This is a genomic window from Hafnia paralvei (genome assembly GCF_020150375.1).
Taxonomy (GTDB): Bacteria; Pseudomonadota; Gammaproteobacteria; order Enterobacterales; family Enterobacteriaceae; genus Hafnia; species Hafnia paralvei.
Genome location: NZ_CP083737.1, coordinates 3,962,668 through 3,983,729, shown reverse-complemented (window position 1 = coordinate 3,983,729; position 21,062 = coordinate 3,962,668). Strand labels below are relative to the sequence as shown.

The window sequence follows — 21,062 nt, the reverse complement described above, 5'->3', positions numbered from 1 at the left end:
AGCCTAGGAACAACGATGGCACCCTAGAGTGTCATCGTTAAATGTTCACAAGCATCTGCGTATGTAATTATTTTTTCACGCAGTTCTGCTGGAAAATTTCATTATGGAAGGGCACCAGCGCGAGCACTAACGCCTGATGATAGACGCTAGTTCGTGTCAGAATACCATTGGTGAATACGCCGATGGCACCTTCACGGCGACCGATATCACTCACTCCGGTAATTCCTTTCATTTCACTGCCTAAGGCGCGGCCTTCGGCAATTCCCTTCAGGATAACTTCCGGTAGCATCAGACTCGCAGAACGTGATTCACCACGCATGTGGTGATTTTCAATCGTCATCCACGCGAAGGTCATGTTTTCTTCAATACCGGCCTCAATACCGACCCAAAAATCGGCTTCGGGGCAAACCTGGCGTGCGCACATGACTCGATGGCGTGAGCCGGTTCGCGTTTCATGATTTCCGATGGGTTGTTCGGGCACTCCACTATCAACTTCAACGCCTTCAATGCGATACTGGTCATGACCAAAAACATCGTCGAACGCCAGAGAAATAGCCTTAATTTTTGCAGGGTTGGTAGTTGCAGCTACAACATGGTACATATGATTTCTAGCTTCCTTTTAGCGCATTTCTCGCAGTATACGGAAAAAGTACATGACACAGGTATATCTTATTCGCCACGGTGAAACCGAGTGGAACGCAGAACGCCGGATTCAAGGACAATCCAATAGCCCATTAACCGAGTTAGGAGAACTTCAGGCGCGCCAGGTTGCTGCCCGCCTAAGCCAAATGGGGATCACGCATGTGATTGCGAGTGATTTGGGAAGAACGCGTCAAACGGGCCTAGCTATTGCTGAAGCCTGCGGATGCGAGCTGATTCTCGACTCACGTTTGCGTGAGTTGCATATGGGCGTATTAGAGGAGCGCTTACTGGATTCACTCACTCCTGAAGAAGAGAAATGGCGTAAGCAGATGGTTGATGGTACGCCTGATGCGCGTATTCCTGAGGGGGAGAGTATGGCTGAGTTGGCAACACGTATGCGTGCGGCACTCAATAGCTGTCTTGATCTCCCTGCGGGAAGTCAGCCAGCGTTAGTGAGCCATGGTATTGCGTTAGGGGCATTATTGGGCACGATCCTGGGATTGCCTCCGTACGCCGAGCGACGTTTGCGTCTACGTAACTGTTCTTTATCTCGGGTGGATTACCAGCAAAGTCCATGGTTAGCGCCGGGATGGGTGGTTGAAAGCGCAGGTGATATCCATCATTTGGATAGACCTGCGCTTGATGAGATTCAGCGTTAATCTTCTTCGCGACGAATCGGAATAAGATACTCGCAGCAGATGTGTTGAGGCGGACGCTGCGAGGAATCTGCCTGTGGGTGGAAACGTTCGATGTCGTAGCCTTTGCGACGCACCAGATTCAGCGTTGGCAGCGTAGTGCCATAGAGACCTAGGATAAAGTCCTGAAATCCTTCCGCTGGGCCGTTATAACAGAACTGTGCATATTCTCCACCCAGCAGCGTGATGGATTGCACTTCCTTGGTGACATCTGGCGGTAGGTGCTGAATTTCAAGCGCAGTGGTATACAGCACTTCCTGTTCGTCATCTTTTTCTAGACTAGCGCGAGAATGATGCAGGCCATAAAGCACCGGTGGCAGATTTTTCACATCATGCAGGAAATCATGCCAAAACTGGCTACGTAATTCGGTACGCACTTTGCTGATTTGTTCTAGTGTGCAGGTATAACATTGAGTGATACCGACCAGCGATGTACTTGGTAGAGTAATAAACTCAGGTTGAACCAAATTGCTCAATCCCAGACGAATTGGCGGGCACATACCGTAAGCGTGCCAATCTTCCGCACGGCGATACAGTGCAGGGGTTTGGTTAAATTGCTTTTTAAAGGCTCTGGTGAATGTTTGCTGTGAGTCAAAACGGTACTGTAGCGCAATATCCAGAATGGGGCGGCTCGTTAGGCGTAGCGCGACAGCGGCCTTAGATAAACGGCGGGCGCGAATGTAGGCGCCTATTGCCTGTCCGGTCACTTCTTTAAACATCCGTTGCAGGTGCCATTTAGAATATCCCGCTTTGGCTGCAACGTTATCGAGCGATAAAGGTTGGTCCAAATGTCCTTCCAACCAACTTAACAGGTCACGAATAATACTGGCCTGATCCATAGAGCATCCTCAAAAGCAGTAATGAACTTAAATAGCAACTGAGCGGCATGATAGCAATTTTTTTGGCCTTAGACTTATATTAAGGTTTTTTCAGTGCAAAGAGTGCTATGCAGACGTGAGCTGTAATGTAAAATTTATATAATTTATACGTTGTGCAATTAAGTTCGTAATATTAATAACTATCGTGATTATAAGTATCAGAGGTACTTAGGTGAACAAATATTTTGTAGGCATATGTTTCTCCGTCGCTGCGGCCTTTACATCCGCTCATGCTGAGCAGATTGGTTCAGTTGATACGGTATTTAAAATTTTGGGGCCAGACCACAAAATCGTGGTAGAGGCCTTTGATGACCCTGATATTAAAAACGTCACGTGCTATATCAGCCGAGCGAAAACTGGAGGAATTAAAGGTGGTTTAGGGCTGGCTGAAGATACTGCTGATGCCGCAATCTCCTGTCAGCAGGTGGGGCCGATAGCGATAAGCGAGAAGATTAAGAACAAAAAATCTGACGGAGAAGTGGTATTTCGTAAGCGGACATCCCTCGTCTTTAAAAAGCTACAGGTAGTTCGCTTTTATGATCCTGCTCGTAACGCATTGGTTTATCTGACTTACTCTGACAAAGTTGTAGATGGTTCGCCAAAAAATGCGATCAGTGCGGTGCCAATTATGCCGTGGGCAACGCCTGAAACCAGCGTATCTGCAGCACCTGCAGCTCAGTGAAATAGCGTCAAACTGAAAAACACTATTACAAAAAAGGCCGACATTGCTGTCGGCCTTTGTTTTTACTGAAAGAGATATCTTAGCGTTTGATTTGAGCCAGCAAGAAATCTTCGATTTCGCCGGTTTTAATCATTTGCTTTTCACCGTTGCGGCGGTTTTTATATTCAATCTCATCGCTATCAAGGTTGCGGTCGCCGATAACAACGGTGTGAGGTACACCAATCAGTTCCATATCGGCAAACATCACGCCTGGGCGCTCTTTACGGTCATCCATGATGACGTCGATACCTTTAGAGCGCAGGCTGTTGTACAGCGACTCAGCCAGATCTTTCACGCGGAAAGATTTATGCATGTTCATTGGCAGGATAGCCACTTGGAACGGTGCAATAGCGTCAGGCCAGATGATGCCGCGTTCGTCATGGTTTTGCTCAATCGCGGCTGCAACCACGCGAGTCACCCCGATCCCGTAGCAACCCATCGTCATAAGCTGGTTACGGCCATCTTCACCTTGTACGGTAGCTTTGAGTGCTTCGGTATATTTTGTACCTAATTGGAAAATATGCCCGACTTCAATCCCGCGTTTGATAAGCAGTGTACCCTTGCCATCTGGGCTTGGATCGCCTTCAACCACGTTACGGATATCTGCTACTAGGGGTAATGGCAAATCGCGTTCCCAGTTGATACCAAAGTAGTGTTTTCCGTCGATATTTGCACCTGCGCCGAAATCGCTCATCATGGCGACAGTACGATCGGCAACAACAGGAACGGCCATGTTGATAGGTCCTAGAGAGCCTGGCCCAGCGTTTACGACTGCGCGAATTTCAGCTTCCGTTGCAAACGTCAGTGGGCTGGCAACCATCTCCAGTTTTTCTGCTTTTACTTCGTTGAGTTCGTGATCGCCGCGAACCAACAGGGCAACCAGTGTGTGGCCGCTCTCTTTAGTTGCATGAACCAGCAGAGTTTTGACCGTTTTCTCAATTGGCAGATTGAATTGCTCAGTCAGTTCCGCAATAGTTTTGGCATTAGGGGTATCAACAATACGCAGCTCTTCTGTTGGCGCAGCGCGTTCACCCTTAGGTGCTACGGCCTCGGCCAGCTCAATGTTTGCTGCGAAATCAGACTCGCTGGAGAACACGACGTCATCTTCACCGCTTTGTGCCAGAACTTGGAATTCGTGAGAAGCGTTGCCGCCGATAGAGCCGGTATCGGCTTGCACTGGGCGGAAATCCAAATCCATGCGACTAAAGATTTTGCTGTAGGCAGCAAACATCTTGTCGTAGGTTTCCTGTAGAGATTCCTGAGACGTGTGGAAAGAGTATGCATCTTTCATCACGAACTCACGTGAACGCATCACGCCGAAACGTGGGCGAACTTCATCGCGGAATTTAGTCTGGATCTGGAAGAAATTTAACGGCAGCTGTTTATAAGAGCTGATCTCGTTACGCACCATATCGGTGATCACTTCTTCGTGAGTTGGGCCTAATACAAATGGACGTTCTCCGCGATCGACAAAGCGCAGCAGCTCTGGGCCATACTGTTCCCAACGACCGCTTTCCTGCCACAGATCCGCCGGTTGAACCACGGGCATGGAAACTTCGATTGCGCCGGCGTTGTTCATCTCTTCACGGACGATGTTTTCAACTTTTTTCAGAACACGCAGACCGGTAGGCATCCAGGTATACAGACCGGAGGCGAGTTTACGGATCATTCCGGCACGTAGCATCAGTTGATGACTGATAACTTCGGCGTCGGCTGGAGTCTCCTTCAGAGTGGAGAGCAAGTATTGGCTTGTACGCATGTGTATATGTTCCGTTAGAACGCAGTATGTATCAGACCGTCGGGATAAGGCGGCCAAAATAAAGAAAAGTGGCTTAGTTTATCAGTGACGGCGGGTTGTCAAAAGAGAAGGGCGTGAAAATCTAGACCGAATTCAGGTCTATTACCTCGGTTATGCCACCTTTTACCTGCCAACGCACGTTAAAATCCAGCAGATGAACGGCATAAACGCGTTCTTCATTCTCACCTTTTCGATAAGCTGGGCGTGGATCTTGAGCCAACACTTGCCGAATAAATCGCTCTAAATGGGGATAACGCGAACGCTGCTGCAGGATTTGCTGTTGGGCAACGTCAGAGAAAACGACGCACATATCTGCTAGTGGTGCATTTTGAGCAAAACCACCACGCGCCTGTGGCTGACTTTCTGCAAACGGTAGATAAGGTTTGATATCAATAACCGGTGTACCGTCGACCAAATCAAGACTGCCTAGTTTCAAACAAACCTTACTGCCTTGAGTTTCAACTGATTTCAGTTCGACCAAAGACATGCCAATAGGATTAGGGCGGAAGGTTGAACGCGTAGCAAATACACCCATCCGCATATTTCCACCTAAACGAGGTGGCCTAACCGTTGGACGCCAGCCACCGTCCATTGTTTGATGGAAAACAAACATGATCCACAGATGGCTGAACTCCTCTAATCCGCGCACCGACTCTGGCTGATTATAAGGTGCGATAAGCTCCAGTTCGCCACCGCCGTCTTCAACCAGTCCAGGCTGACGTGGAATCGCGAACTTTTCTTTATAGGGCGATCGAATCAGCCCGATAGTATTGAAAGAAAACTGACTCATTGTTGAGAAACGTTTAACGCGGAACCTTTACATACCGCTTGCTGGTAGCAACTCGGTGTGTCTGTCACGATTTCGCATTGATGCAGTAGCACGGCGTTTGCTTTCATCGTCGATGCTTTTATTTGCATGCGTTTACGCGCCGTTGCCAAATTAGGTGCAGCGTCTTGAGCTGTGGCCTGACAAACGCTGCCGGTCACTTCCCCTAAATCACGAAAAGGTTTGCCGACCAAGTCTTCTGCATTTTCATAGACTTTGACTGGACGAGCTCGTTGCTGAGTGGTTTTTGTCGTTTTGGTTGTATTCGTCTGTGTTTTCACAGGTTCAACGGGTGTCTTAGTTTCTGATTTTGTGTGCAGCAAAGAGCAGCCGGACAAAGCCAAGGAGGCAGCGAGCAAGCATAAAGGTAATGCGCGCATAAATATTTCCTGATTTTTATAAAGAGGTTGCTATTGAATCAAGGTATGACAGAAATGACAAGACGGGCATAAGCCCGTCTTGAAGATATTACTCGATATATTGAGTAGAGCAATTACCAGCCTTTAACTGCGCCGCCGTTAAAGATTTTGTTTGCGGCTTCGTAGACTTCATCGGACTGATACGCTTGAACAAATTTCTTCACGTTTTCCGCATCTTTGTTGTCCTCACGGGCAACGATCAGGTTTACGTATGGAGAATCTTTATCTTCGACAAAAATACCATCTTTTGCTGGAGTCAGCCCAATCTGGCTAGCATAGGTCGTATTAATAACGGCCAGTGCGATTTGAGCGTCATCCAGAGAGCGTGGCAGTTGTGGAGCTTCCAACTCGACCAATTTCAGCTTCTTCGGATTCTCTGTTACATCTAGCACGGTTGGCAGTAAGCCGATACCATCTTTCAGCTTTATCAAGCCCACTTTTTGCAGCAGCAGCAGAGAACGGCCAAGGTTAGTTGGGTCGTTTGGTAATGCGACCTGAGAACCGTCCTGCAGCTCGCTCAGAGATTTGATTTTCTTTGAATAGCCCGCGATTGGGTAAACGAAGGTGCTGCCGACTGGAACCAGTTTGTAGCCACGATCTTTGATCTGCTGATCCAGATAAGGTTTATGTTGGAAAGCATTCGCGTCGATATCACCTTTACTCAGTGCTTCGTTTGGTAAAACGTAGTCGTTAAAGGTAACCAGCTCTACATCAAGGCCATATTTGTCTTTGGCAACTTTCTGCGCAACTTCAGCAACCTGCTGTTCTGCACCGACAATAACGCCTACTTTAATATGGTTTGGATCTTTTTCGTCCTGACCACAGCCCGCCAGCGCCAGAGAACCCAGAAGTGCGCCAACGACAGCAATCGACTTAAACTTTAGTGACATACCCGTATCCTTCTTTTGACTTGTTCTTGAGACATTGTTTTTGAGACGTTGTTTTTGAAACATCGTATGGCGCGGCATAGCAAGCGCCGTTTTTATTATTAGGACTGCTTTATTTGTGACTAACCGCTTTAACGATACGATCGCCACTAAATTGGATCAGATACACTAAAATGACTAACAATACCAATACCGTATTCATCACGGTTGCGTCATATCCGATATAACCATACTGATAACCAATCTGTCCTAAACCACCGGCTCCTACGGCACCGCCCATCGCTGAATAGCCGACTAGGGTAATCAGTGTGATGGTTGCAGCGTTAACTAGCCCAGGTAATGCTTCAGGCAGCAGAATTTTGCTAATAATCTGCATCGGCGTTGCGCCCATGGCTCGCGAGGCTTCAATTAGGCCTGTTGGAATTTCTAACAACGCATTTTCAACCATACGCGCGATGAACGGAGCCGCGCCAACGGTTAAGGGAACCAATGCTGCTTGCAAACCGATAGACGTTCCAACGATGATACGAGTGAACGGAATCATCCAAACCAGTAAGATAATGAATGGAATGGAACGGAAAATATTAACCAATGCGGAAAGAAGGCTATATAGCTTGGCATTTTCCCAGATCTGACCCGGACGCGTAATATAAAGAAGTACGCCCACGGGCAGACCGATAACAAAGCCAAAGAAGCCAGATACAAAGGTCATGACGACGGTTTCCCAAATGCCTCGGCCCATCAACCACATCATTGCCTCAGACATAACCCAGTACCTCTACTTTCACTTGATGATTCTTGAAAAATTCAATAGCAGATAACGCGTCAGCATCATCTCCGTGCAGTTCTGCCAACATAACGCCGAATTTTACACCGCCGGCATAATCCATTTGAGAGCTTAATATACTGATATCTACATTGAAGCGACGCACTGCTTGAGAGATCAGTGGTGCATCCACGGATTGCCCAGTGAATTCCAAACGCAATAACGGCTGAGTATCCGGTTTACGATCTGGCGTCATGCGTGCTGCGAAATCGTCTGGAATATCCAAATGCAGCGTTGAGTGAATGAACTGCTGTGCCAGTGGGGTCTTAGGATGTGAGAACACTTCACCCACGGTACCTTGCTCAATCAATTGGCCATCACTAATTACGGCAACTTGATCGCAGATACGTTTCACCACGTCCATCTCATGGGTGATTAATAGAATTGTTAAGCCTAGGCGACGGTTAATATCTTTTAGTAGTTCTAAAATAGAACGCGTTGTCGCAGGGTCGAGCGCGCTAGTTGCTTCGTCACACAACAATACTTGTGGGTTACTGGCTAAGGCGCGAGCGATAGCGACACGTTGCTTTTGTCCCCCCGACAAATTTGCAGGATAAGCGTCTTTTTTATCACTTAAACCAACCAGATCCAGTAATTCGCTGACGCGACGTGTTATCTCGTCGCGTGGCGTATTATCGAGTTCCAGAGGCAGGGCAATGTTTCCTGCAACAGTACGAGATGAAAGAAGATTAAAGTGCTGGAAGATCATGCCAATCTGGCGACGAGCCTTGGTCAATGCGCTTTCAGAAAGTGCTGTCATATCCTGATCGCCAACGAGGACTGTGCCGCTGGTTGGACGTTCCAGCAGATTCACGCAGCGGATAAGCGTACTTTTACCGGCACCGGAAGAACCGATGACGCCATATATTTGTCCGGCAGGGACGTGCAGTGACACGTCTGATAGCGCTTTAATTTGGCGCTGCCCCTGCTGAAAAACTTTGGTGATATTTGTAAGTTTAATCATTTTTATATTTTTACTTTTGGTATTGCCCGTGGCAGATAAAAAGCAAACTTTGGGAAGGTCCAAAGTATTGAACTGGATGTTAAGGCGTCTAGACGTCTAAGTCAACAGAAGTCGAGTGAGTTAGATGCTCTCTCTTTAGCGCAAATCATGCGATACTTAGCAGCAACTAACGCCATAAGGAGTGAATATCTGTGGCCCAGCTTGTTCCTGCAGTTTTTTTAGATCGTGATGGCACGATTAATGTCGATCACGGATATGTTCATGAAAGCGATAACTTCCAGTTTATAGACGGCGTAATTGACGCAATGGCTGAACTGAAAAAGATGGGCTTCGCCTTGGTTTTGGTCACGAATCAATCAGGCATTGCTCGCGGTATGTTTACCGAAGATCAGTTCATGCATCTTACCGAATGGATGGATTGGTCACTGGCCGATCGCGGCGTTGATTTAGACGGCGTCTACTATTGCCCACATCATCCGGAAGGGACGGTAGAAGAATTCCGTCAGGTGTGCGATTGCCGCAAACCACAGCCAGGCATGTTGCTGTCTGCTCAAGAAGAGCTAAATATCGATATGAGCGCTTCCTATATAGTAGGCGACAAAATTGAGGATTTGCTCGCGGGTGAAGCTGCAGGAGTGGCGACTAAAATTTTAGTTCGCACGGGGAAGCCGGTCACACCAGAAGCAGAATCTAAGGCTGATTTTGTGATTAATAGCCTTGCAGATTTGCCAAAAGTGATAAAACAGCGGTTTTAGTGCTCGATATGGCTGAAAATGAGCCAAATAGAAAAAAAAGTTAAATTAGGGGTTGTCAGCCTGCGAGAACTCCCTATAATGCGCCTCCATCGACACGGAACATGTGAATCACTTCACATCCTCTCCGAAGTTCGACAGAGAAAAAAACCTGAAATTATGGGTTGACTCTGAAAGAGGAAAGCGTATTATACGCCACCTCGAGTTAGCAAGCTAAGTCTCCTAACTCACTGCTCTTTAACAATTTATCAGACAATCTGTGTGGGCACTCACAAGACAATATCTAACGTCCTCGGACGATAAAATATTAAAGTCTTGAAGAGTGACCAAGCAGTAATTCATTTAGTTGACTTGTTTAACTAAAGAAGAACTACGAAAGTTAATTTTCGAGCATCGCTTCACGTGTTGAAGCACATCAAGCTTTTAATTGAAGAGTTTGATCATGGCTCAGATTGAACGCTGGCGGCAGGCCTAACACATGCAAGTCGAGCGGTAGCACAAGAGAGCTTGCTCTCTGGGTGACGAGCGGCGGACGGGTGAGTAATGTCTGGGAAACTGCCTGATGGAGGGGGATAACTACTGGAAACGGTAGCTAATACCGCATGACGTCTTCGGACCAAAGTGGGGGACCTTCGGGCCTCACGCCATCAGATGTGCCCAGATGGGATTAGCTAGTAGGTGGGGTAATGGCTCACCTAGGCGACGATCTCTAGCTGGTCTGAGAGGATGACCAGCCACACTGGAACTGAGACACGGTCCAGACTCCTACGGGAGGCAGCAGTGGGGAATATTGCACAATGGGCGCAAGCCTGATGCAGCCATGCCGCGTGTATGAAGAAGGCCTTCGGGTTGTAAAGTACTTTCAGCGAGGAGGAAGGCATTAAGGTTAATAACCTTGGTGATTGACGTTACTCGCAGAAGAAGCACCGGCTAACTCCGTGCCAGCAGCCGCGGTAATACGGAGGGTGCAAGCGTTAATCGGAATTACTGGGCGTAAAGCGCACGCAGGCGGTTTGTTAAGTCAGATGTGAAATCCCCGAGCTTAACTTGGGAACTGCATTTGAAACTGGCAAGCTAGAGTCTTGTAGAGGGGGGTAGAATTCCAGGTGTAGCGGTGAAATGCGTAGAGATCTGGAGGAATACCGGTGGCGAAGGCGGCCCCCTGGACAAAGACTGACGCTCAGGTGCGAAAGCGTGGGGAGCAAACAGGATTAGATACCCTGGTAGTCCACGCTGTAAACGATGTCGACTTGGAGGTTGTGCCCTTGAGGCGTGGCTTCCGGAGCTAACGCGTTAAGTCGACCGCCTGGGGAGTACGGCCGCAAGGTTAAAACTCAAATGAATTGACGGGGGCCCGCACAAGCGGTGGAGCATGTGGTTTAATTCGATGCAACGCGAAGAACCTTACCTACTCTTGACATCCAGAGAATTTGCTAGAGATAGCTTAGTGCCTTCGGGAACTCTGAGACAGGTGCTGCATGGCTGTCGTCAGCTCGTGTTGTGAAATGTTGGGTTAAGTCCCGCAACGAGCGCAACCCTTATCCTTTGTTGCCAGCGAGTAATGTCGGGAACTCAAAGGAGACTGCCGGTGATAAACCGGAGGAAGGTGGGGATGACGTCAAGTCATCATGGCCCTTACGAGTAGGGCTACACACGTGCTACAATGGCATATACAAAGAGAAGCGAACTCGCGAGAGCAAGCGGACCTCATAAAGTATGTCGTAGTCCGGATTGGAGTCTGCAACTCGACTCCATGAAGTCGGAATCGCTAGTAATCGTAGATCAGAATGCTACGGTGAATACGTTCCCGGGCCTTGTACACACCGCCCGTCACACCATGGGAGTGGGTTGCAAAAGAAGTAGGTAGCTTAACCTTCGGGAGGGCGCTTACCACTTTGTGATTCATGACTGGGGTGAAGTCGTAACAAGGTAACCGTAGGGGAACCTGCGGTTGGATCACCTCCTTACCTAAAGATAGCGTTAAGTGCAGTGTCCACACAGATTGTCTGATGAAATTAATGAGCAAGAGCACCTGTTGATGTTGTGAGTTTTAAGACTCATGCTGATACGAAACGAGAAAGTGTAAGCTTTGTCGGTATTTTCGTGTCCCCATCGTCTAGAGGCCTAGGACACTGCCCTTTCACGGCTGTAACAGGGGTTCGAATCCCCTTGGGGACGCCATTCCGATAATGAGTGAAAGACATTATCACCTGAATATCTTAAAGATGACTTGATTAAGTCGTGTTTAAGATATTGCTCTTTAACAATCTGGAACAAGCTGAAATTTGAAAGCTTAAGCCGCTGTGAGAATGACTTCGGTCAAACACTGACACAGCGAGCATTAAGCAGTCTCTCAATTTTTTGCAATCTTGAATGTTGTCTTGAACCGGTTCGTAACCGCGTTCACCAAGAGACACCTTCGGGTTGTGAGGTTAAGTGACTAAGCGTACACGGTGGATGCCTAGGCAGTCAGAGGCGATGAAGGACGTGCTAATCTGCGATAAGCGTCGGTAAGCTGATATGAAGCGTTATAACCGACGATTTCCGAATGGGGAAACCCAGTGCAATTCGTTGCACTATCGTTAAGTGAATACATAGCTTAACGAAGCGAACCAGGGGAACTGAAACATCTAAGTACCCTGAGGAAAAGAAATCAACCGAGATTCCCCTAGTAGCGGCGAGCGAACGGGGAGCAGCCCAGAACCTTAATCAGCGTATGTGTCAGAGGAACGGTCTGGAAAGTCCGGCGATACAGGGTGATAGCCCCGTACTTGAAAATGCATATGCTGTGAGTTCGATGAGTAGGGCGGGACACGTGACATCCTGTCTGAATATGGGGGGACCATCCTCCAAGGCTAAATACTCCTGACTGACCGATAGTGAACCAGTACCGTGAGGGAAAGGCGAAAAGAACCCCGGCGAGGGGAGTGAAATAGAACCTGAAACCGTGTACGTACAAGCAGTGGGAGCCTCTTTTATGGGGTGACTGCGTACCTTTTGTATAATGGGTCAGCGACTTATATTTTGTAGCAAGGTTAACCGAATAGGGGAGCCGTAGGGAAACCGAGTCTTAACTGGGCGTCAAGTTGCAAGGTATAGACCCGAAACCCGGTGATCTAGCCATGGGCAGGTTGAAGGTTGGGTAACACTAACTGGAGGACCGAACCGACTAATGTTGAAAAATTAGCGGATGACTTGTGGCTGGGGGTGAAAGGCCAATCAAACCGGGAGATAGCTGGTTCTCCCCGAAAGCTATTTAGGTAGCGCCTCGTGAACTCATCTTCGGGGGTAGAGCACTGTTTCGACTAGGGGGTCATCCCGACTTACCAACTCGATGCAAACTACGAATACCGAAGAATGTTATCACGGGAGACACACGGCGGGTGCTAACGTCCGTCGTGAAGAGGGAAACAACCCAGACCGCCAGCTAAGGTCCCAAAGTCATAGTTAAGTGGGAAACGATGTGGGAAGGCATAGACAGCCAGGATGTTGGCTTAGAAGCAGCCATCATTTAAAGAAAGCGTAATAGCTCACTGGTCGAGTCGGCCTGCGCGGAAGATGTAACGGGGCTAAACTATGCACCGAAGCTGCGGCAGCGACACTTAGGTGTTGTTGGGTAGGGGAGCGTTCTGTAAGCCTGTGAAGGTGGCCTGTGAGGGTTGCTGGAGGTATCAGAAGTGCGAATGCTGACATAAGTAACGATAAAGCGGGTGAAAAACCCGCTCGCCGGAAGACCAAGGGTTCCTGTCCAACGTTAATCGGGGCAGGGTGAGTCGACCCCTAAGGCGAGGCCGAAAGGCGTAGTCGATGGGAAACAGGTTAATATTCCTGTACTCGGTGTTACTGCGAAGGGGGGACGGAGAAGGCTAGGCTATCCGGGCGACGGTTGTCCCGGTTTAAGCGTGTAGGGGGTGTGACTTGGTAAATCCGGTCGCATATCAACCCTGAGGCGTGATGACGAGTCACTACGGTGATGAAGTAGTTGATGCCAAGCTTCCAGGAAAAGCCTCTAAGCTCTAGGTAACATTGAATCGTACCCCAAACCGACACAGGTGGTCAGGTAGAGAATACCAAGGCGCTTGAGAGAACTCGGGTGAAGGAACTAGGCAAAATGGTGCCGTAACTTCGGGAGAAGGCACGCTGGCGCGTAGGTGAAGTCCCTTGCGGATGGAGCTGAAGCCAGTCGAAGATACCAGCTGGCTGCAACTGTTTAATAAAAACACAGCACTGTGCAAACACGAAAGTGGACGTATACGGTGTGACGCCTGCCCGGTGCTGGAAGGTTAATTGATGGGGTCAGCCGCAAGGCGAAGCTCTTGATCGAAGCCCCAGTAAACGGCGGCCGTAACTATAACGGTCCTAAGGTAGCGAAATTCCTTGTCGGGTAAGTTCCGACCTGCACGAATGGCGTAATGATGGCCAGGCTGTCTCCACCCGAGACTCAGTGAAATTGAACTCGCTGTGAAGATGCAGTGTACCCGCGGCAAGACGGAAAGACCCCGTGAACCTTTACTATAGCTTGACACTGAACATTGAGCCTTGATGTGTAGGATAGGTGGGAGGCTTTGAAGTGTGGACGCCAGTCTGCATGGAGCCAACCTTGAAATACCACCCTTTAATGTTTGATGTTCTAACTCCGGTCCCTAATCGGGATTGAGGACAGTGTCTGGTGGGTAGTTTGACTGGGGCGGTCTCCTCCTAAAGAGTAACGGAGGAGCACGAAGGTTAGCTAATCACGGTCGGACATCGTGAGGTTAGTGCAATGGCATAAGCTAGCTTGACTGCGAGAGTGACGGCTCGAGCAGGTACGAAAGTAGGTCATAGTGATCCGGTGGTTCTGAATGGAAGGGCCATCGCTCAACGGATAAAAGGTACTCCGGGGATAACAGGCTGATACCGCCCAAGAGTTCATATCGACGGCGGTGTTTGGCACCTCGATGTCGGCTCATCACATCCTGGGGCTGAAGTAGGTCCCAAGGGTATGGCTGTTCGCCATTTAAAGTGGTACGCGAGCTGGGTTTAGAACGTCGTGAGACAGTTCGGTCCCTATCTGCCGTGGGCGTTGGAAGATTGAGAGGGGCTGCTCCTAGTACGAGAGGACCGGAGTGGACGCATCACTGGTGTTCGGGTTGTCATGCCAATGGCATTGCCCGGTAGCTAAATGCGGAAAAGATAAGCGCTGAAAGCATCTAAGCGCGAAACTTGCCTCGAGATGAGTCTTCCCTGAGACCTTGAGTCTCCTAAAGGAACGTTTAAGACTAAGACGTTGATAGGCTGGGTGTGTAAGCGTAGCGATACGTTGAGCTAACCAGTACTAATGATCCGTGAGGCTTAACCTTACAACACCGAAGGTGTTTTGGTTGAGAGACTAAGACGAAGAGTAAGCTTGTTCAAAGATTGGATTAACTGGCTGGGTATAGCGATATACGCGGCGGGTTGATTAACAGAATTTGCCTGGCGGCGATAGCGCGGTGGTCCCACCTGACCCCATGCCGAACTCAGAAGTGAAACGCCGTAGCGCCGATGGTAGTGTGGGGTCTCCCCATGCGAGAGTAGGGAACTGCCAGGCATTAAATAAACGGAAAAGCCTCATGCGAAAGCATGGGGCTTTTTTGTTTATCTGTTGTTTGTCGGTGAGTTACGCTTTGAGTAGGACAAATCCGTCGGGAACGGATTTGCACAGCGCGAAGTGCTGCCCGAGGGGTGACGGGCAGGAAGCCCGTCATACAACTGCCAAGCATTATAAAGAACCTCAGTCGAAAGGCTGGGGTTCTTTGCTATTTGAAAAAAGAAAACCTAAAAAGAATCGCCGATGGAAATCTTCGGGTTAATTTGTTTTTCGCATGGCTGAGTTGTTAATGGAAACGTACGAATGAATAGCATTCATTGGATTACGAATATAAAAAAGCCTCCAAAAAGGAGGCTTAATATAGTTACAATATTCGGCTTATTAGGCGGTCAATACGAATTCTGCGGAGTCGTCTTATTAGCTTACGTACTTTCAGTGGATACTGTTGAATAGTTTCAAGCTCAAGGTAGCTACGCACAATATGCGTGTTGGTCCTAATACACTCTAGCTCGTTCTGGCGTTGGTCATGTAACTGATGCTTAGGATCATGAATGAGAACTGCGTTCTCTAAATCTAGTCGCCATGCTCGTGGGTTCAGGTTGTTTCCTGTAATCAACTGCCATTGATCATCAATCCACATACCTTTTAGATGATAGGTATTATCTTCATCTTTCCAAAGACGCACAATGAGTTGACCATTATCCACGAAACGTTGCAGGCGGCTCATAAATCGTCGTAGGTTAATTTCGTAGAGGTAGGGAAGCGCACCAATAATCTTGAATGGCTCATCTTCTGGAATATAGAAATCATTCGCCTTTTTGTCGCCCACGATAATTTCGACCTGCTTACCTTGTCGCAATAAATAAATAATATTGCGCACTAAAAGAGCCGGCATATTGAAATAAGGCGTACATAGCGTCACTTTCTCTTCTGTACTGCACATCAAATGGTGGATTGTTTTATTGAGTACGCTATGTTTACCCAATCCAGCAAGAGGGGTTACTGCTAATTCATCGTTGCTGGCAATCGCTGCAACATCATAACCGCAGCTGCGTAAGCCATGGCGGAATTGTCGTGTTTCATTGCGAATTTCTGGACTTTTAGGACGATCGTCACGATCTAGTCGTTGAACCGCGGGATCGGTAAGCAGCTTATTTTGAATATAAGCAGACATCGTATCGGCCAAGCGGCTGTTCTTGATGAAGTGATATCGGTCATAACGATATTTATCATGACGGTGTAGATAAACGTCATTCAGGCTTGCGCCGCTATAAATCACTTGATCGTCGACAATAAAGCCTTTGAGGTGTAAAACGCCGAGAGCTTCACGGGTATTTACCGGTACGCCATAAATAGGAACTGAAATGCCAGGGTGTTGATCGGCCATGGCGCAGTACCAGTCGGCATTTGTATTCGTTGCCGCGGCGCCAATACGTCCACGTTGTGCACGGTGCCAGTCGACGAGAACGTAGATTTCTAAATCTGGATGCTGTTGCTTTGCGCTATACAAGGCATTGAGAACATCGCGTCCGCCGTCATCGTTTTCCAGATACAGAGCCGTGATGTAAATACGGCGAGAGGCGTTAGAAATCGCGTCTATTAGCGCCAGTCGGAAAGCCTCTGGCGTAAACAGCGTCTGAACATCCTCAACTGTCTGGGGAAGTTTTGGCAGTTGTGCAAGGTGTTGTTGATGTTTCGTTCGTTTAAATTTAGACAACATCACAGTGCGCTTCTTCTCTCATCATTGTGTAGCAAAATGCTACATACAGTTATATTAGCCTAGGGAATCGGGCGATAATAACACTACTTTCCCTTGATTGCGTATGTTTTGCCTCGATTTGTCGCTACCCTCTCAGCAAAATTCAGTATGTTCCTGTGTGAGATTACCTAGCGGCAAGCTTAGATTGACAATACCGTCTTCGATTTGGATATCGACCTGAAATCCGAGTTTTCGCGCTAGGCCAATCATTCCCTGATTATTGGGCATCGTAATACCTACGAGCTTCTCAAGACCGCGCTGGGTTGAATAAGCGATCATTTTACTTAATAGCGTTTTTCCTAGCCCCAAGCCGTTACGATCTGAGCGAACGAGGACGGCAAACTCTGCTTCGTGATTATCAGGGTCCGATAGTGCGCGAGTGACACCAATAATGGCATCGCGCCCTTCTTCCTGTATAACCGCGACAAAAGCCATTTCTCTGTCGTAGTCAATCTGCGTCATCTTAGCAAGATCTTCATGAGTGAATTCGTTGATCTCGCTAAAGTAACGATAGTACAAATCCTCCTTAGTTACCTTTTGAATAAATTGCTGCAGTAGCGGCTCGTCTTCTGGAAGTATGGGGCGTAGCAAACAGGTCGCTCCGTTACGCAAGGTGACGTTTTCTTCCAGATGCTGTGGGTAAGGGCGTATGGCTAGGCGGTTTTCGGCATCACCAGCAAAAGGCGTTAGCTGTAACGAAACATCCAGCAGGGTGAAATCATCTGCCGAGGCCAAGACGGGATGAATATCGAGGCGGGTAATCTCTGGGCAGTCGACGATAAGGTCAGAAACCTGAACAAGTAGCTGACTTAACCCATCGATATTCAGTGGCTGCAAAGGGCTTCTGCCTCGAATTTTACCGCCTTTAATTGCCTGCATGATGAGATAGCGAGCCAGTGTCATATTTAACGGCGGAAGAGCAACGGCCGCATCATTGTCAGGATCCCACGTCCCACCACCTTCTCCCAGCATGATCAGTGGGCCGAAAACCGGATCATTATCGACGAGTATCCGTAGCTCCTGAGAGCCTGCGCGGTTAGCCATGCTTTGGACTAACAGACCATGAATTCGTGCTTGAGGATACGCGTGCTTAACACGATCTATAATGGCATTGGCCGCTTGCTCAACTTCACTCGCGTTACGCAGATAAAGCATGACCCCTTGTACATCCGATTTATGAGGAATGTCTGGCGAACGGAGTTTCAGGGCGACTGGATATCCAACTTGCTCCGCAATATGTACTGCTTCGGTGCTATCGTTGGCAATCCATGTGGGTAACGTATGCAAACCATAGTGCGACAGAATCGATCTCACCTCATGCGTATCGAGATGGTAGATCCCCTCTTTCATTGCCTGCTGAATAAGGTCATGGGCCTGAGTCGGGTTGGCTATTAGGGCTGCAGGCAGAGCCGGCGTCTCCATGAGCTGACGTTGGTTGCGGCGATATTCAACCATGTGCATAAAGGCGGTAATTGCACCTTCTGGTGTTCTATAGGTCGGTATTCCTGCTTCGCTGAATAATCGGCGCGCTTCCTGCGATGAAAACTCGCCGCTCCAGTTTGTCAGTACGGAAATTCGTTTGCCGCGAGGATGCTGTTTAAGCGCCTGAATCACGGTTTCTGCAGTGGCTGTGGCCGGTGCCGCAGCGCTCGGTGCATGGATGATTAATACCGCATCGTAGCAGTGGCTGTCTAATAAGGTACTGATAGCTACCTGATAGCGCGCTGGCGTTGCATCATCTCGTAGGTCAATCGGGTTTTTCAGATAAACATCTTCAGGCATTTTGCTACGTAATACCGTCAGGGTTTCCTCATCAAGCGTGGCAAGCTTGCCGTTGCGGCGCAGTAACTCATCAACGGACATCGCTGCCGGTGCTGCGCCGTTGCTGATAATTAGGATCTTCTCCCCTCGTAGGGGATGCATGTGACTGAGTGTTTCTACCGCAGAGAAAAGCTCATGCGTATCTTGAACGCGGAGTAAGCCTGCGCGCTGGATCGCTGCGTCATAGGCAGCGTCCAGTCCTTGCACGCTATTGAGTAGCTGCTGAGCCTGCGGGCTGCGACCGCTTTTGATGACCAGTATTGGTTTATTACGCGATGCGCTTCGCGCCGCAGAAAGAAAACGACGGGCATCATGTAAATGCTCAAGATAGATCAAGATGGCGCTGGTTTTGCTGTCTCGTGCTAAAAAATCGAGTAAGTCATCAACGTCGATATCAAGGCTATCACCCAATGCGATAAATAATGAAAAGCCAATCTCACGCTGTTGAGCCCAATCCAGAATCGTATTGGATACGGCTGCAGACTGAGAGATAAACGCCAGCTTGCCAGGCAAAATAGGGACAGGAGAGAAACTGGCATTCATTTTCTGCCACGGAGCCAACAGGCCTAAGCTATTTGGCCCTAGCAGACGCACATTATGTTGCTGGGCACAGGATTTTAGCTCTTGAGCCTGAGCGTTTGGAGAGGAGAGAACAATCGCTGCTCGGCATCCTTTTTTTCCTAATGCGGCGATGACTTCGATATTGCGTTTAGCATTGATACACAAAATGGCGAGGTCGGGAGCAAAGGGGAGAGACTCTATGTCTGGATAGGCAAGGACACCACAAACGGCCTGATAACGAGGAGTGACGGGCATTACAGGGCCAGAGAATCCTCCTTTCAGCAGATTCTGCATTATCAGGTGGCCGTTACGCCCAACCTTATTTGATGCACCGATAACGGCGATTGATTTGGGGCGTAACAACGATTCCAGACTGCGTTGACTCATAGCCATGACTCCTTGCCGAAGCGGATAGGCTGAGTCTAATACCTCTAGATATTTTCTGCAGTGACCTCTTCACGGTGATGAGGCTTACCTAGCAAATATTGACGACGAAAATAGGTAAAGTGCTGTTGTAACCCCAAAGCCGCTTCGCTATCGCCAGCAATATCCAACAAAGCCGCGGCAACCTCTGCCGTACAGTGCTGATCGTCACGTGCCGACTCGCGTAGCGTGTAGTCACTCTCAAGCTTTGCCTCTAACGAGAAAACGGGGAACTTGTCGAGATAAGGGCTTTTACGAAACATTTTGGTCGCCTCGCGCCATGTGCCATCTAGCATGATGAATAACGGTGGCTTGGCATTCATACTTGTGTCTAGCGTTGTCACGGCCCGCTCTGGGGCATATGAACCGGGAAAAACCACATAGGGCTGATAATCAGGGCTATTAAGTAACGTTAAAAGCGCAGGATCAACCTCGGTGCGCGCCCATTGAAAGGCCGCGGTATTTGGCAAAATATCAGCAATCAGGCGTCCTGTATTACTCGGCTTCATCGGCTCGGTATCGTACATCATCAGACAAAAACGGCTGTTTGCTATGCGTGGTGAGATGGTCTCGCATAAGCAGCGCGTTGCGGGCAATAGACAACGCTGACAGCGCGTGACTCGACCTCCACGGGTAAGAAAGGGTTTTGTTGCTTTGGCTAAGCGTAGCTCACGCAAACGCAGAACGGCATTAGGAGACATCGACTTCTCTGATGAGGCAAAAGCGCTATTTTAAACAAGCGGGCTAGCAGGGTACAGCGTCGATAGGTATGGGCATCGATAAAAAGTAAAAAGCCCAGAATTTCTCTGGGCTTGATAGCATCAATGAGATAACTAAGCTTTAGTGGCAAGTTGTTCGTTGATCCAGCCATCGAATGGCGCTTTTGGCACCGCGCCGTTTAGCATGTCCACCAATTGACCATTTTGGTAAAGCATGATCGTTGGGATACTGCGAATGCGGAAACGGGCGCTGAGCTCGGGTTCTGCCTCAGTGTTGACTTTCACACAGCGAATCTGCCCTGCACGTTCTTCAGCGACCTCTTCAAAAACGGGGGCAAATCCCTGACACGGGCCGCACCATGGTGCCCAAAAGTCGATTAGGACTGGTAATTCGTCTTGGAGAATTTTATCCAGCGTAGCAGACGTTGCGTTAATCACTTCACCATCGAATAACTCATGACCGCAGCGACCGCATTTAGCCTGATCCTCAATGCGCTCTTCGGGTAAACGATTGGTGGTTTGGCAGGATGGACAAACGGTATTCATGGTTAACCTCGTGGTTTGGATAAATATTCCGAGCTTTTCAACGGTAAAAGCAACGTTAATGTTTAGATAATGTTAAGCATTATGGTGCTTGGGGATATTAATCACAATCAGGTTTCCTCAATGGTTATAATAGATGCCAGCTTTTGTCCAAAGCTTAAGTGCTCAGGTTGTTTGCCGCCGTAATTTGTTAGCGGATGCAAGTCATTTGGGTATAGCTTAGTGGTCACACATCAGGTAATCTTCGCGCCCTGCGCGT

The 21,062-nt window shown here is 48.6% G+C and carries 15 protein-coding genes, 1 tRNA gene and 3 rRNA genes; 7 read left to right on the top strand and 12 right to left on the bottom strand.

What is annotated here, in order from left to right; all coding sequences use genetic code 11:
* Positions 1-67 precede the first annotated feature (67 nt).
* The gene (gene yjjX, locus K9N75_RS18485; protein ID WP_061059561.1) at positions 68-601 is read right to left on the bottom strand and encodes an inosine/xanthosine triphosphatase; all 534 of its coding nucleotides are present in this window, start codon (positions 599-601) and stop codon (positions 68-70) included.
* Positions 602-653: 52 nt separating this feature from the next.
* Between yjjX and gpmB the strand changes: the two genes are divergently transcribed.
* Positions 654-1,301, top strand: coding sequence for a 2,3-diphosphoglycerate-dependent phosphoglycerate mutase GpmB (gpmB, locus tag K9N75_RS18480; RefSeq protein WP_004091329.1), 648 nt, complete (start codon positions 654-656; stop codon positions 1,299-1,301).
* Here the strand turns inward: gpmB and robA are convergent.
* Positions 1,298-2,176, bottom strand: coding sequence for an MDR efflux pump AcrAB transcriptional activator RobA (robA, locus tag K9N75_RS18475; protein ID WP_004091330.1), 879 nt, complete (start codon positions 2,174-2,176; stop codon positions 1,298-1,300). The genes gpmB and robA overlap by 4 nt on opposite strands.
* Positions 2,177-2,387: 211 nt before the next feature.
* Between robA and creA the strand changes: the two genes are divergently transcribed.
* Positions 2,388-2,897: a protein CreA gene (gene creA / locus K9N75_RS18470; protein ID WP_008815178.1), complete on the top strand. Its 510-nt coding sequence runs from the start codon at positions 2,388-2,390 to the stop codon at positions 2,895-2,897.
* Positions 2,898-2,976: 79 nt separating this feature from the next.
* Here creA and proS read toward each other — a convergent pair whose 3' ends face one another.
* The 6 genes from proS to metN form a co-directional block, all read right to left on the bottom strand.
* Positions 2,977-4,695, bottom strand: a complete 1,719-nt coding sequence (gene proS, locus K9N75_RS18465) for a proline--tRNA ligase (RefSeq protein ID WP_224451983.1) — start codon at positions 4,693-4,695, stop codon at positions 2,977-2,979.
* A gap of 121 nt (positions 4,696-4,816) precedes the next feature.
* Positions 4,817-5,524, bottom strand: coding sequence for a tRNA (N6-threonylcarbamoyladenosine(37)-N6)-methyltransferase TrmO (gene tsaA / locus K9N75_RS18460; protein ID WP_039184917.1), 708 nt, complete (start codon positions 5,522-5,524; stop codon positions 4,817-4,819).
* Positions 5,521-5,940, bottom strand: coding sequence for an envelope stress sensor lipoprotein RcsF (gene rcsF, locus K9N75_RS18455; RefSeq protein WP_004091334.1), 420 nt, complete (start codon positions 5,938-5,940; stop codon positions 5,521-5,523). The genes tsaA and rcsF overlap by 4 nt, the downstream gene beginning before the upstream one ends.
* A gap of 113 nt (positions 5,941-6,053) precedes the next feature.
* The gene (locus tag K9N75_RS18450; protein WP_224451982.1) at positions 6,054-6,869 is read right to left on the bottom strand and encodes a MetQ/NlpA family lipoprotein; all 816 of its coding nucleotides are present in this window, start codon (positions 6,867-6,869) and stop codon (positions 6,054-6,056) included.
* 109 nt (positions 6,870-6,978) lie between these two features.
* Positions 6,979-7,632, bottom strand: coding sequence for a methionine ABC transporter permease MetI (locus tag K9N75_RS18445; RefSeq protein WP_004091338.1), 654 nt, complete (start codon positions 7,630-7,632; stop codon positions 6,979-6,981).
* Entirely contained in the window at positions 7,625-8,656 is a 1,032-nt protein-coding gene (gene metN, locus K9N75_RS18440) for a methionine ABC transporter ATP-binding protein MetN (RefSeq protein ID WP_008815175.1), read from the bottom strand. The genes K9N75_RS18445 and metN overlap by 8 nt, the downstream gene beginning before the upstream one ends.
* Before the next feature lie 191 nt (positions 8,657-8,847).
* On the opposite strand from metN, the gene gmhB reads away from it, so the two are divergent.
* From gmhB to rrf, 5 genes are all read left to right on the top strand, one after another.
* A complete protein-coding gene (gmhB, locus tag K9N75_RS18435) occupies positions 8,848-9,411 on the top strand; it encodes a D-glycero-beta-D-manno-heptose 1,7-bisphosphate 7-phosphatase (RefSeq protein WP_096080306.1) in 564 nt (187 codons plus the stop codon).
* Positions 9,412-9,832: 421 nt separating this feature from the next.
* Positions 9,833-11,375, top strand: a 16S ribosomal RNA gene (locus K9N75_RS18430).
* A 138-nt stretch (positions 11,376-11,513) separates the two neighbouring features.
* A tRNA-Glu gene (locus K9N75_RS18425) sits at positions 11,514-11,589 on the top strand.
* A gap of 249 nt (positions 11,590-11,838) precedes the next feature.
* Positions 11,839-14,747, top strand: a 23S ribosomal RNA gene (locus tag K9N75_RS18420).
* A 114-nt stretch (positions 14,748-14,861) separates the two neighbouring features.
* Positions 14,862-14,977 (top strand): 5S ribosomal RNA (gene rrf / locus K9N75_RS18415).
* Together the 16S, 23S and 5S rRNA genes with 1 tRNA gene alongside form the textbook arrangement of a ribosomal RNA operon.
* A 364-nt stretch (positions 14,978-15,341) precedes the next feature.
* Here the strand turns inward: rrf and pssA are convergent.
* The 4 genes from pssA to trxC all read right to left on the bottom strand — a co-directional run bounded on the left by pssA (position 15,342) and on the right by trxC (position 20,806).
* A complete protein-coding gene (gene pssA / locus K9N75_RS18410; RefSeq protein WP_008814689.1) occupies positions 15,342-16,697 on the bottom strand; it encodes a CDP-diacylglycerol--serine O-phosphatidyltransferase in 1,356 nt (451 codons plus the stop codon).
* A gap of 132 nt (positions 16,698-16,829) precedes the next feature.
* Positions 16,830-19,505 carry a bifunctional acetate--CoA ligase family protein/GNAT family N-acetyltransferase gene (locus K9N75_RS18405; protein ID WP_224451981.1) on the bottom strand — a complete coding sequence of 892 codons (2,676 nt, stop codon included), beginning with the start codon at positions 19,503-19,505 and terminating at the stop codon, positions 16,830-16,832.
* A gap of 44 nt (positions 19,506-19,549) precedes the next feature.
* Positions 19,550-20,242, bottom strand: coding sequence for a tRNA-uridine aminocarboxypropyltransferase (locus tag K9N75_RS18400; RefSeq protein WP_008814687.1), 693 nt, complete (start codon positions 20,240-20,242; stop codon positions 19,550-19,552).
* A gap of 132 nt (positions 20,243-20,374) precedes the next feature.
* Complete coding sequence (trxC, locus tag K9N75_RS18395) at positions 20,375-20,806, bottom strand: thioredoxin TrxC (protein WP_008814686.1); 432 nt, start codon at positions 20,804-20,806, stop codon at positions 20,375-20,377.
* Between the last annotated feature and the right edge of the window lie 256 nt (positions 20,807-21,062).

Bases quoted from the DNA above. Each gene is read 5' to 3' on its own strand.
- pssA (WP_008814689.1), bottom strand. From the start codon at position 16,697: ATGTTGTCTAAATTTAAACGAACGAAACATCAACAACACCTTGCACAA.
- tsaA (WP_039184917.1), bottom strand. From the start codon at position 5,524: ATGAGTCAGTTTTCTTTCAATACTATCGGGCTGATTCGATCGCCCTAT.
- K9N75_RS18445 (WP_004091338.1), bottom strand. From the start codon at position 7,632: ATGTCTGAGGCAATGATGTGGTTGATGGGCCGAGGCATTTGGGAAACC.
- yjjX (WP_061059561.1), bottom strand. From the start codon at position 601: ATGTACCATGTTGTAGCTGCAACTACCAACCCTGCAAAAATTAAGGCT.
- K9N75_RS18400 (WP_008814687.1), bottom strand. From the start codon at position 20,242: ATGTCTCCTAATGCCGTTCTGCGTTTGCGTGAGCTACGCTTAGCCAAA.
- metN (WP_008815175.1), bottom strand. From the start codon at position 8,656: ATGATTAAACTTACAAATATCACCAAAGTTTTTCAGCAGGGGCAGCGC.
- K9N75_RS18405 (WP_224451981.1), bottom strand. From the start codon at position 19,505: ATGAGTCAACGCAGTCTGGAATCGTTGTTACGCCCCAAATCAATCGCC.
- trxC (WP_008814686.1), bottom strand. From the start codon at position 20,806: ATGAATACCGTTTGTCCATCCTGCCAAACCACCAATCGTTTACCCGAA.
- proS (WP_224451983.1), bottom strand. From the start codon at position 4,695: ATGCGTACAAGCCAATACTTGCTCTCCACTCTGAAGGAGACTCCAGCC.
- robA (WP_004091330.1), bottom strand. From the start codon at position 2,176: ATGGATCAGGCCAGTATTATTCGTGACCTGTTAAGTTGGTTGGAAGGA.
- rcsF (WP_004091334.1), bottom strand. From the start codon at position 5,940: ATGCGCGCATTACCTTTATGCTTGCTCGCTGCCTCCTTGGCTTTGTCC.
- K9N75_RS18450 (WP_224451982.1), bottom strand. From the start codon at position 6,869: ATGTCACTAAAGTTTAAGTCGATTGCTGTCGTTGGCGCACTTCTGGGT.
- gpmB (WP_004091329.1), top strand. From the start codon at position 654: ATGACACAGGTATATCTTATTCGCCACGGTGAAACCGAGTGGAACGCA.